The 12,173-nt window shown below is 39.9% G+C and carries 7 protein-coding genes and 1 tRNA gene; 5 read left to right on the top strand and 3 right to left on the bottom strand.

Annotated elements, in window-relative coordinates:
* Positions 1-598: 598 nt before the first annotated feature.
* Genes ACYQ2C_RS12790 through ACYQ2C_RS12780 form a run of 3 tightly spaced genes read left to right on the top strand, consistent with a single transcriptional unit; the run spans position 599 to position 6,977 of the window.
* On the top strand, positions 599-2,437 hold the full coding sequence (locus ACYQ2C_RS12790; protein ID WP_460103120.1) for an autotransporter assembly complex protein TamA: 1,839 nt from the start codon (positions 599-601) through the stop codon (positions 2,435-2,437).
* Entirely contained in the window at positions 2,437-5,994 is a 3,558-nt protein-coding gene (locus tag ACYQ2C_RS12785; RefSeq protein WP_460103117.1) for a translocation/assembly module TamB domain-containing protein, read from the top strand. The genes ACYQ2C_RS12790 and ACYQ2C_RS12785 overlap by 1 nt, the downstream gene beginning before the upstream one ends.
* Positions 5,995-5,996: 2 nt before the next feature.
* Complete coding sequence (locus tag ACYQ2C_RS12780) at positions 5,997-6,977, top strand: zinc transporter ZntB (protein WP_460103115.1); 981 nt, start codon at positions 5,997-5,999, stop codon at positions 6,975-6,977.
* Positions 6,978-7,044: 67 nt separating this feature from the next.
* Here the strand turns inward: ACYQ2C_RS12780 and nhaD are convergent, their stop codons facing one another.
* On the bottom strand, positions 7,045-8,292 hold the full coding sequence (gene nhaD / locus ACYQ2C_RS12775) for a sodium:proton antiporter NhaD (RefSeq protein ID WP_460103113.1): 1,248 nt from the start codon (positions 8,290-8,292) through the stop codon (positions 7,045-7,047).
* Positions 8,293-9,049: 757 nt separating this feature from the next.
* Between nhaD and ACYQ2C_RS12770 the strand changes: the two genes are divergently transcribed.
* On the top strand, positions 9,050-9,376 hold the full coding sequence (locus tag ACYQ2C_RS12770; RefSeq protein WP_460103111.1) for a hypothetical protein: 327 nt from the start codon (positions 9,050-9,052) through the stop codon (positions 9,374-9,376).
* A gap of 608 nt (positions 9,377-9,984) precedes the next feature.
* Here the strand turns inward: ACYQ2C_RS12770 and ACYQ2C_RS12765 are convergent.
* Positions 9,985-10,061: transfer RNA gene (locus tag ACYQ2C_RS12765), tRNA-Arg, on the bottom strand.
* Positions 10,062-10,176: 115 nt separating this feature from the next.
* Complete coding sequence (gene trmJ / locus ACYQ2C_RS12760; protein ID WP_460103108.1) at positions 10,177-10,983, bottom strand: tRNA (cytosine(32)/uridine(32)-2'-O)-methyltransferase TrmJ; 807 nt, start codon at positions 10,981-10,983, stop codon at positions 10,177-10,179.
* A 199-nt stretch (positions 10,984-11,182) separates the two neighbouring features.
* Between trmJ and ACYQ2C_RS12755 the strand changes: the two genes are divergently transcribed.
* On the top strand, positions 11,183-11,986 hold the full coding sequence (locus ACYQ2C_RS12755) for an inositol monophosphatase family protein (protein WP_460049415.1): 804 nt from the start codon (positions 11,183-11,185) through the stop codon (positions 11,984-11,986).
* Positions 11,987-12,173: the final 187 nt, after the last annotated feature.

Below are 12,173 nucleotides of genomic sequence, written 5' to 3'. Positions count from 1 at the left end.
CCCAACCACTATTATTTTTATTATTTTTTCAGCGTTTAGGAATTTGCGGGTTCTATGATTCGGTAATCGCGTGAACGACAATTATTCATGGAATTAATGATTATAAAGAGTATCAAATTCTCCATACTTTAAGACAAATGAAGCCCGGCAACGAATTGAACAAAATACATACACCGGTTTTAATTTTCGTTCATTGGTTAAATTTCAGATGAGAGCATCTCAGACTTCTAATGTCTCTGCTGAGGAATTATTCATTGTCTGTTCAGCGTATTGACGATGTTATTAGCACCGTAAGATGATTCGTTAAAATTACCGTACATTAGAAAACTCGTATTGATTAACAAGAGAAACCTCTGATTAACGCATCCATGATTCAATCGAAGGATAGAAATTGAAAACATGATTTCCAGTTTCTTCCCAATTTCAATGACTTACCGTTCTTGAAATTGGCGATACATACTTGTGTTACCGGAAACTCTAGGTTAATCAGAGCTTCTTATATCTACTTATTAAGGCGGTCACGTTACAATAATGTTTATATTGGCTGCGCTAAATCTGCGCATATGGAATAAACCCTACAATTGGAATGCATATTAGTTTGGCCTATTCTAATAATAAACCGCTATTTAGAAAGTTACGATCAAACACACAGGGTTTGGTATACGCGATTGGTTACACCTGCCTAGGATTAGTTGCATCTTTTATCCCAGCGTATCAAGTCAGCGCGCTGGCTTTATTTGACGATAATTCAAGTCGCAGTGAAATTAAAATTGAAACCGTTGGCGGTGAAAAAGACGCAACGCTCTTAAAAAAAATGTTGCAAGAAGAGCTTAGCAGGCAACATAAAGACAATGAGATTTTAAAGCTATACAGTAATCAAAATAAAATAGCCAATTACGAAAGAACACTACTTAACGAGTTTCTACGTTCTAAAGGCTATTACTCCGCCAAAATATCTTCACAACAAATAGATGGAAAAATAAGCCACGTTATACAACCCGGCAAACTCTATGTGATCAACAAGATCGACATTGAATTACCCGAAGGGGTGCCACCCATACCCGATAATTATGTGTTATTAAAAACAGGCGATCCTCTTGTTGCCGAAAAAGTGCTGATTATTCAAGACAATCTAACCACCTGGGTAAAAAGCAACAGTTGTTTGTATCAAGTAAAGGTTGTGTACAAAGCCAAGATTTTTCCTGAGACTGGCAATGCCACGCTTACTTACAGCACATCACCCAGCCCAGCAACCACCTTTGGCCCGGTTACCTTTTCAGGACTGAGAAGTATCGACGAAGCTTACCTTCGTGATCGAATGAATTTTACCAGCGGCGAATGCTATAACCGTGCTCAACTGGATGAGTTTCGACTGGTGTTGCTACAGAGTAATCTTTTAGCAAGTGCGGTGATTTCAACGGGAGAGATTACCGATGACGGCGTTCCTATTACCATTGATGTTACCGAGCGAAATCACCGTACGATATCCGCCGGTTTCGGATTTCGAACCGATGAAGGCTTTGGTGTATCTACCGGATGGGAACACAGAAATCTCTTCGGTCGAGCCGAAAACTTAGACCTAAATGCCTACATAGCTCAAAACCGGCAAGCATTAACATCCAATTACACTATCCCACATTATCGTTTTGATGAGCAGTCGTTGACATTGTTTGCCGAGATCGAATCTGAACAGACCGATGCTTTTGACTCTGATACAGCCAGCTTTGGTGTTGAACTGAGCCGCCAAATCAGCGATCCACTGCGCGCTTCGCTGGGTATACAAACCGACCTTTCTCAAGTCACCGAAAGTGACGGTGATCGAGATGACTTCGCATTAGTTTCGTTGCCCTTTAATGCCGAATACGACAAACGAAATGCAGCTCTTGATCCAAGAACCGGCTGGGTCGCTGGTGTCGGTCTTCAACCTTTCTTGAATATCACCGACACCAATATTCGATTTTTAAAAACTACCGCCGCAGGTAGCTATTATAAAACGTTCGATAACACCTTTTGGAAACCCACATTCGCTGTTCGAGGTGCCGTTGGCTCTATTTCGGGCACAACTCGCGACGAAGTACCTGCCACAGAACGATTTTACGTCGGCGGCGGTGGTTCTGTGCGCGGCTATCCTTACCAAACATTAGGTCCATTGGATGGCAATGATCCTGAAGGCGGACTGTCCTACACAGAAGTCTCATTCGAAACCCGATTGCACTGGGGTGATACTTGGGGCGGCGTCGTTTTTCTAGATGGAGGTAACGCCTACAACGGTGAATTACCGCGCCTAGGAGAAGATTTACGGTTTGGTACGGGCGTTGGGTTAAGATTTTATACCAGCTTTGCCCCCATTCGTTTTGATGTTGCCTTTCCTCTAGACAGACGAGAAGAAATTGATGACAGCTTTCAAATTTATATCAGTTTAGGTCAAGCATTTTAATGAAGCTTTCAGCAGTAACTCCTAAAAGCATCGCAAAAAGCCTGTTGTATATTTTTATAGGCATAATCGCGTTGCTACTATTTTTAAGTAGCTTGTTGTACACACTGGTTTTCACACAAGCCGGTAGAGAATGGACATTAACCTCCGGTCTTGATTGGTTGAACAGTTCAAGTACGTTTAAAAATCAACAACTCATTGTTGAATTAAGTGATCCAACCTTTACCAGTTTGGATATTTTAACGTTTAAAAAACTCTCCATAAAAAAGCACGAAAAGATATGGATTGAGATTGATAACTTTGTTTTTCATTGGTCGCTCGACGAAATATTTAACAAACATCTGCACATAAAAACTCTTACGTCTGATCGCATATTTTACGATCACCAACTTTCTCAAACTACGACCAACAATACAGATTCAATCGCGAAAGAAAGCTCTTTTAATATTGAGCAATACATAACAATGGTTTCTTTAGATGACTTGACCATTCAGGCTCTGGATATTCGTAATCTATTACCGGAAACAACCCGTGCAGAGCTGGATATCGAAAACCGAATCCATTATAAATTTTCGACCAATGTAGAATTCGATAGTCATAAAACTCTCGCAGTTGTATTAAACGCACAGCCGTTGCTTGAACAATTTCCGGGCCTTTCTGTTAAAACCGATTCGGTATCTATAAATGAACATCGAATAATAGGAAATTTAACCGAACCCGCGGGAGGCATAACGTCTAAGTTATTAAAAGTACCTGGCAGTCAAAAAATAGATGTTACCGTAGATATAGGTGTGAAAAAGCACGATAAAACCTACACTTTTGATATTGCACAACTTAAATTACCCATTGCTCAAGAGCAATTGTCGCTGGTGGCAAATCTTGATTTTGTTCCGCAGGTGCCTGTCAGCAATAACTCCGCAAGTACACCTGAACATACCTGGCAGTTGAATATAAAATCTTCTACGTTAAATTTAAGTGGAACCGAACATCATTTTAGCGGCGCAATTACCTACCCAATTATCAATTTAGACGTTGATGTAAACGAATTCCCAATACGATTAGTGTCACCATGGGTTCCTCAAATTCAAGGTGGCAGCATCAATACTGAGTCTAATATTTCAGGCACATTTAAAGAACCTAAATTCAAAGGCACACTTGCCGCAAATTCTAACTACAACCAAATACCGGTTGCAGTAAGTTTGCAAGGTGTTGGCAGTCTGAAAGCAGTATCGTTAGACGATGCTCAGGTTACCTCTAATAACAGTAAATTAGCAGTCAATGGAAACATAAATATTGAAGATAAAGACTTGGATATTAATTTTATTGGCGACAACATCGACACATATTTAGTCGCAAAATTTTACGACCAATTACCTAAAGATCTCTATTATAAAATCAACCATGCCCAGGGTAGCTTGCTAGGTAATTATCTGAACCCTAACGGTAATATTGTTTTAGAAGGTCAAGGAAAATACCAAGTAAACTCGTTTACCACACACATAAGCGGTAGCAAACAACAGAACAAGGTATCTATTCGGTCTTTAGATGTCATTTTGCCCGAAGGCAAAAGTCATGTTGAAGGTTTTATCGATATCGATACATTAGAAGGCAACTTAACAGGTAGCATCAATGAATTACCGCTTTATCTCGCAAGTGCCGCGGGAATTGAGTTACCAGAAAGTCTGAGTGCTATTTTCAATGGTACCTTTAATGCTTCAGGCAATCTCAAAAATCCAACCGTAGAAGCCAATATTAAGACACAAGGTCAATTTCAAGATATTCCCTTTAAAGCAAATTTAATAGGCAGTTCAGATACCCAAAAATACCTATTAAATGAATTGACGGTATTTGCGTATCAACAACAAGTATTAAATGCACATGGCCAATATCAAGGCGAAGAGTTTCAGGTTTCTGTAGAAGCAGATCAACTACCTACTCAACTGCTGCAAGCTCTTGCTATTCCAATAAAACCCGGTAACTTCCAAGCAAAAATCGACGCGAATGGAAGCATTAAAAGACCCGTTGTTATAGGAAACCTACTGTACAAAACAACGTTTGACGGCTATTCACGAACTGGAGATTCTCAAAAAGTGGGTCTAAGTTTGGGAGTTGATTTTCATAACAACGATGAAAACATTATCATAAACTCCACCATTAAAAGAGATAATAATCCACCTGGATTTATCAATATTAAAGCGCCCTTTTATCGCTACATTGATTTAGCGTTAAATAACTCTCTCAGCAACGCTATTCCGATTGATGCGAGCGTAAACGCCGAAATAGGCTTGCAAACACTATCGTTTTTTATCGACCCAGACATTCATCGTATTCATGGCAGGCTTAAAGCCAATACAGATATTAGCGGTGAATTAACGGCACCCAAAATTGTGGGATCAATTGAGTTAACCAACGGTAGATATCAAAACGTATTAACAGGAACCGTTATTGATAAAATTGAATGCCTAATTAATTCAACAAACTATCAGTTTGAGTTCGACGTCTGTACAGCAAACGATGGTGGTAAAGGTCAATACGATATTACCGGTGGTATTGTTTTACCCTTAACAAACGGAAAAGACTCTGGCGAAATTGATATAACATTAATTGCCAATGCTGCCAGTATAATTCGTCGACCCGAAGTTGAAAGTGAGACGACTGGCAATATCTCAGTTAAAGGGTCATTTAAAGAACTTACTGCGGCAGGAAAACTGAATGTTTCGCCACTTCAGGCGGTTCTAAAAAACACCACCAATACCAGCGTTGCTCAAATTGAGGTTGAAGAAGTTTATGAAACGCAAGAAAACTCAACACAACAATATTTAGAAAATAAATCACCAATAGTTCATCTCGATTTAATTATAACCGCGGATCGGCAAGCCTATTTACGCGGCCGTGGCGTAGAAGCCGAGCTGTCTGGCGAAATTAAGCTATCAGGCACTGTTGACGAGCCTCAATATAACGGCGATTTTAAAACTGTACGCGGCCAATTCGAAGTATTTGGTAAAACGTTTCAATTGGAGCAAGGCAACGTTGGATTCGTCAATAATGCGGTGGCCATCGCTATTACTGGGGTTTATAACAAAAATGATCTCCGTATTCAGGCAGACATGAGCGGCCAAAACGGTGACTACAAATTAAAACTCAGCTCTATACCAAGTCTTCCTGAAGACGAAATATTGTCGTTCATCATTTTCGGCGAATCAGTAACCGATATTACGCCCATCAAAGCCTTGCAACTTGCCTCTGCGGTACAAACACTCAGTGGCGGAGGTGAAGGTGCCGTGTTTAATACCCTCGCTACTACGCGCGAGCTTCTCGGCGTAGATACGCTAACCGTTGACACAGAAACTACCGCAGACGGAGAAGACGGATTAAACGTTGGTATAGGTAAATATATTAACGATAAGGTCTATCTAGAATTAGAGCGCACGCCAAATCCTTCCCAACCTTGGAAAGGTACTATCGAAATAGAACTTAGCCCAAGAATTAATTTACAAAGCTCTACCGGTGGCACCAGTGGTATCGACAGTGCTGAAATTATTTGGAAAAAAGATTACTAATTATGAATACAGATATTTCGACAAGCTCGTTAATTTTTGCCAAAGAACTCGATGAAGCTGGCGGTTGCACGGCCTTTAAGAGCTTAAGCGAGATTCCTAAAAGTGCCAAACCGCTATGGATGCATTTCGACGCAAATCAACCTACAGCTCGCGAGGAAATGCAAAATGCATTTCCAGACATGGACGAACATACCTTAAGCGCCTTATTCGACGTTGACGCCCGCCCACGCGTATTAAAACTTGAAAACGGAGTTCTAATTATTTTACGTGGCATTAATCATAACGAAGGTGCAGAGCCGGAAGATATGATTGGCGTTCGCCTATGGATTACCAATAGCAGAATTATCAGTTTGAGGTATCGAAAATCCAAAGCATTAATGACCGTATCAGAAAGTCTAGACACAAAAACCGGGCCTAAAAATATCGGTGAAGTGGTTACACAAATTAGCCAATTATTAATTCGGTTTATTGAAACAAGTGTCAATCAACTCGATGAACGCCTTGATGAACTGGAATCATTGGTTCTCGAAGATCCCGGTCGATCCCTACGTCATAATATTTCTGAAGTTCGTATCAGCGCAGTATTACTACGACGCTACGTCGCACCTCAGAGAGAAGCTTTAACACAATTGCGACTGATCGAAATGGATTGGACTGGCGGTAAAATTAATCGGCGTTTGCAAGAGATTCAAGACGGAATGATACGTACTATCGAAAATCTTGATTCAGTACGAGAACGTTCCCAGGTCATCATGGACGAATTGGCCAGTGCTCTATCAGAAAAACTCAACCGTAATCTTTATGTTCTCTCGGTTATTACCGCAATATTTTTACCGCTGGGATTTTTAACCGGATTATTCGGAATTAATATTGGTGGAATGCCAGGTGTAGAAAATCAGGCTGCGTTTTTTAATTTCACCATGATTCTAGGCGTATTGGTTGCGATCCAAATTATTCTATTTAAAATATTTAAATGGTTCTAATATAAAACAGTCCATGCATTCAAAATTACCGAATGCATGGACAGGGAATTTAGATCACTTTAACTGCTTAAGAGAAAAACAGCGATGGAAGATAAATAGATAGTGAATAGCCGATGGTGTAACAAATTAGCAGCGCTGGGAAAAACTTCAAATAAGCACCGAAGGTCATCCCTTCAACTTTGCTCATTGTAATAATTCCCGCAGCAGAACCAATAATCAACAAAGAACCACCCACACCAACAGAATAAGTTAGGCCGAGCCAATCGGTAGTACTTAATTCTGGGTTAGCTTTCAATAACGCAGCTGTCAACGGAACGTTGTCAAGCAATGCGGAAACAGCACCAGCAATGTAGTTTGAGTAGATTGGAGCAATTTCAGAATACCACTCCGCTACTTTTGCCAGAACATGAATCTCTTGCAGCATACCCACCAACAACAAGATTCCCAAAAAGAACAACAAGGTGTCGTACTCAATTTTTCGAATGTATTCCAAAATTTGAGTTTGTTCGTCATCGGTCTGAGCCATACGACCAACCAAGAACATAATAGACAGACCCGTCATAAATGTAAGAACTGGGGGAACCGAGAACAACACGTTGAAAAGCATTGTACACAGGATGGTAGAGAAAAACGTTCCAGCGATTGTTAAGTCAACTCCGTTGAATTTTCTTTCAACGATTTCAGTTGTAACCTGACCTTTCATTCCAGCACTAAACATCAATGCAAGTGCAGTAACACTCACAGCTGAAGGAATTAACAGGATTAACAGCTCGCCCATATGAACGTGGCCACCCAAGAAAATCATTAGAGTGGTTACATCGCCAGTAATTAACGCAACGCCGCCGGAGTTTACGGCAAACACAATTAGCGCAGCCATTTTCAATTTATCCGGTTTCTCTAAATTGAAAGATTGGACAAGGCCAATACTCACTAATGTTGCTGTAACGTTGTCACAAATGGCAGAAAGCACAAGTGCGAACAATGCAACGAGAATGAGCAGTAAGCGCTTTGATAAAGTATGGGGAAATAACTTTTGAACAAAAGTTTGAATAAGACCTTTAGCATTTAAATAAGCAACGAAGGTCATGGTAGACATTAAAAACAGCCACAAAGTAGCAATTTCTAACAGGTTCTCATTTAAAAAATGAGTGGTGCTTTCTCTTTGCTGGTCGCTCTCGGCAAAGAAAAATAAAAGAACCCACGAAATACAACCAAAGAATAAGGTGGTCTTGGCTTTATTAACGTGAATAACTTCTTCAAACACAATGCTCAATAATGCAAGCACTGCTAGGCCCATCAAAAAATAATGTAACATCTTTGCAAATCCAGGTTGGAACTGTTTTTAAACGGCAAACAGAAAAAAGTGCATCTAAAGTCCTGGAAAAATTATTTTATTTATATATGCGGCAGGAACTCCCGGCTGGCTAAGATACTCTTTTTTGCTATAAAAGAAAAGATCTTGTTTTGGATCAAATTTTGACCACTGCGTATAAAACTGACAGTATGTTTGTATATTTCATTTTATTCATGAAACAGCGCTAGATTTCGTTCAAAATTTATTACCCGTAAAATTTAATACAAGTGTAATCATCTCGTAAAATATCGATATAAGACGAATTCTTACGATTAAATTTCGACACCTAAAAATCACCTATTTAAAAAAATTAAATCCAAAAATTTTTAAAAACTTATTAAAATATTTTTCCTTAAATAGTTTATTTAATTCAATATTTAATTTTTTATTCTTGTTGAATTATTTACTGATAACTCACTGATCTTTAGCTCAATGAGATTCGCTATTTCATCTAATGTAAACCTTTCTAATAAGCAACTTGTTTTGGTTGTTTTCCACCGCTAGGGCACGAATACCAATTGTAAAATAAAGTTTTACAGGACTTTTCAGAGACTTCTCGCACTAAAGTATTGAAAGCAAGTTGCTTAGCAAAAGCTAATGTTTACCGAATAAATTGAATGCAAGTTTTGCGATTTAAATCTCAATTTATCGCTATAAAAGTCAACCTTTACAGGTGCTAAGCGTTACTTTTTTAATAGACAATATTTGGAGTTTATATATGGCCAACATTTCCACAGCAAGCGGCCTAGAATTTATACCAGGAACAATGACCATGAAAGAATACCGTGATTTAACTCTGCAAATGTCAGATAACTTGAAAATGATAGAGAATAAAATCCACGACGCTCTTGGCGATTTATTTGAGCCACTCATGCAAGAAATTATTCAAGAAGCCGAAAAAAGCGAATACAACAGCGATGGGGATATTGGCGCAACATTGCTCTTAATGTCTGAGCAGGTCGATGGTATTGATCACTTAATGACGTTATCGGCGTTGTCGTTTTATTTTGACCGACACACTAGAATAGAGAAAACGCTGCATTAATTTAATAAATTAATGGCCCATGCGTTAATAATCTGAACATTACACATCGTAATTTATAGACTCACCTGAGTATTATTTTTCTGGGTTGATAACCCTAAACACTTAAAAATACCGATGTATTTATCACTCAGGAATTATTGATAAATGTTTAAAGGTTATTTATCGAATACTTAATCAAGAAACTGTATTCACAAGCATATAAATAACTACATTTTAGAATCAGCTGTTTATTATTTTTCTGGATTCATATGTATTTATTTTTTAATTACATTTTTCTAGATGTTTAATTTTATTCCGTTGGCGCAAATAATAGCAGGATTTCCCGAGAACCTATTTTAAGGTAATGATAGGCGGCTCTGCGAATCAATAGAAGTTTCGAAAAATGGTAGTTTTTGATATGTGTGCAAATCAATGCAAATGGGTAATTTTTGAAATGCTATGAGACAAATCGACATCTATGAGGCAGACCAAAAAATGCGATTGGCTGTAGGCCGCGAGAGAATGAGATCTGGATAGTTTTCGCAAAATACGTGCCCGTTGAAGTCACGCGAAACTCACGAGTTAATATTTAAGGTTTTTGGAAAAATAGCGTAAGTCATTGATTTTATTGGCGCATCCGGAGGGATTCGAACCCCCGACCAAGTGGTTCGAAGCCACCTACTCTATCCAGCTGAGCTACGGATGCACAGAAGAGGCGCGTAAGATACCAGTGTTACCTCAAGATAACAACTCAGAAAGTTTGATAAGTTGTTGTTCTGACACACTTTGCTAATTTTACGCGCTTTTATACACAAATCTGCTTATTTTTCAGACGAGTTGTCCAGATTTTCTAATTTCTTCTCAGTGTGAAAAATATAATTCTGCATGGCTGTTAAGACACCGCGCAGAATATTCAGCTCCATCACATCCAATCGAGTGCGATTGTACAAGCGTCTTAATCGAGTCATGGTTTGGCGTGGGTTGCCCGGCTCAAGAAAACTAAGGCGTTCTAGCGTCTCTTGTAGGTGATGATAATAAGCCTCCAGCATTTTATTGTCCGCTGGTGGTTGGTCCCAATCGTCAAAATGTACCGGCCCACCCTGTTCGGCGGCAAGAACAGACATTCGATACTCATAACACAGCACTTGAACCGCGGTCGCTATGTTAAGTGCGCTGTATTCTGGATTAGCGGGAATGTGGACATGATAGTTACACTTGTGAAGCTCTTCATTGGTTAAGCCCCTGTCTTCTCGGCCAAAAACAACGGCCACATCGTGTTGCTGGCTCTCGAAATACGCTCTATCACCAAATTCCCGTGGTGTTAACAGCGGCCAAGGAATACGTCTTTCACGTGCACTGGTGCCAACAACTAATCTACATTCTGATATAGCTTCATCTAAAGTATTTACTACAATCGCAGAATCGAGTAGCTCGGCGGCACCAGCAGCGCGCCATACTGCTGTTTCTGAAGGAAATTCTTTGGGTTCAACCAAATATAATTGGCTTAACCCCATATTTTTCATAGCTCTAGCTGCGGCACCAATGTTGCCGGGATGCGTAGTATTGACTAGAACAATGCGAACTCGGTTGAAACAATCTGGATCGTTGTTGGGCTTGACGGTACTCATAGTTAACTTCTTAAATTTACCTTCTACAGTGTGTACTGATGATATTAGCAAATATTAATTTGATTAATTTGCGTTCGAATCACCAATTAAGGCGCGATACTTTAACAGCCGTGCTAGTTTAGTCATAGAGTGGCTGTTACAATCGCGCCCTTTTGCAACAATTCAAGTCCAATTCCAATTGAACTAGTGGGAAACACCTATGGAACCAATGCTCAATATCGCGTTGAGAGCTGCCCGAAAAGCCGCTGAAAAAATTGAACGCTACTTAGAACGCGTTGACGTTATCGATATTGAAGAAAAAAGTCGCAACGACTTTGTCACCGAAGTTGACCGGGCGAGCGAAAAAGAAATTATCTACCACCTGAAAAAGGCCTACCCTGATCATTCATTTGTCGGTGAAGAAAGCGGTTATTTGAAAGGTGAAAATCCAGATTACGAATGGGTTATTGATCCATTAGACGGCACGACCAACTTCATTCATGGAATTCCTCACTTTGCGATTTCAATTGCGTGCAAATATAAAGGGCAAGTCCAACATGGCTTGGTTCTCGATCCCGTAAAACGCGAAGAATTCACCGCAAGTCGAGGTAAAGGTGCAACGCTAAATGACCGCCGTATCCGTGTTAGCGAAAGACGTGGCATGGAAGGCGCTTTGATCGGTACAGGCATTCCCTTCAGTGGCTTTGCGCTGGAAAATATTGGCCCCTATTTAAAAGCATTGGAAGAAATTGCTGGTCAAACAGCGGGTATTCGTCGTGCTGGATCCGCAGCCCTTGATCTTGCTTATGTAGCAGCGGGTCGCTTCGATGGCTTTTGGGAGATGAATCTTAAAGAGTGGGATATCGCCGCCGGATGTTTGTTAGTGCAGGAAGCAGGTGGTCTTGTCAGTGATTTTAAAGGTGGCGCAACGCACCTAAATACCGGACACGTTGTTTGTGGCGGCCCTCGCGTATTCAAGCCATTACTGCAAATTGTTGAAAAACATATGGGAAAAATTGTTTAAACACCATTCGTTAAGATCATATCTGCTTGGTTTAAACACAGAAAGCTCTGATTAAGTCCTATGTGAATTGATCAGAGCGTTTACCATCAAGGCTTTATCACCAACTAACATAAAGGAACCTCTGATTAACTCATCCTTGATTTAATCAGAGGGCAGAAATTGAAAATGTGATTTCCAATTTCTTCAC

The organism is Sessilibacter sp. MAH3 (assembly GCF_054658275.1).
Note: the sequence above shows the minus strand (reverse complement) of the source record. Positions and strands in the feature narration are given on the sequence as shown.

What these genes read in the sequence shown, in the direction of transcription:
- ACYQ2C_RS12785 (WP_460103117.1), top strand. Translation starts at nt 2,437, where the DNA reads ATGAAGCTTTCAGCAGTAACTCCTAAAAGCATCGCAAAAAGCCTGTTG.
- ACYQ2C_RS12780 (WP_460103115.1), top strand. Translation starts at nt 5,997, where the DNA reads ATGAATACAGATATTTCGACAAGCTCGTTAATTTTTGCCAAAGAACTC.
- nhaD (WP_460103113.1), bottom strand. Translation starts at nt 8,292, where the DNA reads ATGTTACATTATTTTTTGATGGGCCTAGCAGTGCTTGCATTATTGAGC.
- ACYQ2C_RS12770 (WP_460103111.1), top strand. Translation starts at nt 9,050, where the DNA reads ATGGCCAACATTTCCACAGCAAGCGGCCTAGAATTTATACCAGGAACA.
- trmJ (WP_460103108.1), bottom strand. Translation starts at nt 10,983, where the DNA reads ATGAGTACCGTCAAGCCCAACAACGATCCAGATTGTTTCAACCGAGTT.
- ACYQ2C_RS12755 (WP_460049415.1), top strand. Translation starts at nt 11,183, where the DNA reads ATGGAACCAATGCTCAATATCGCGTTGAGAGCTGCCCGAAAAGCCGCT.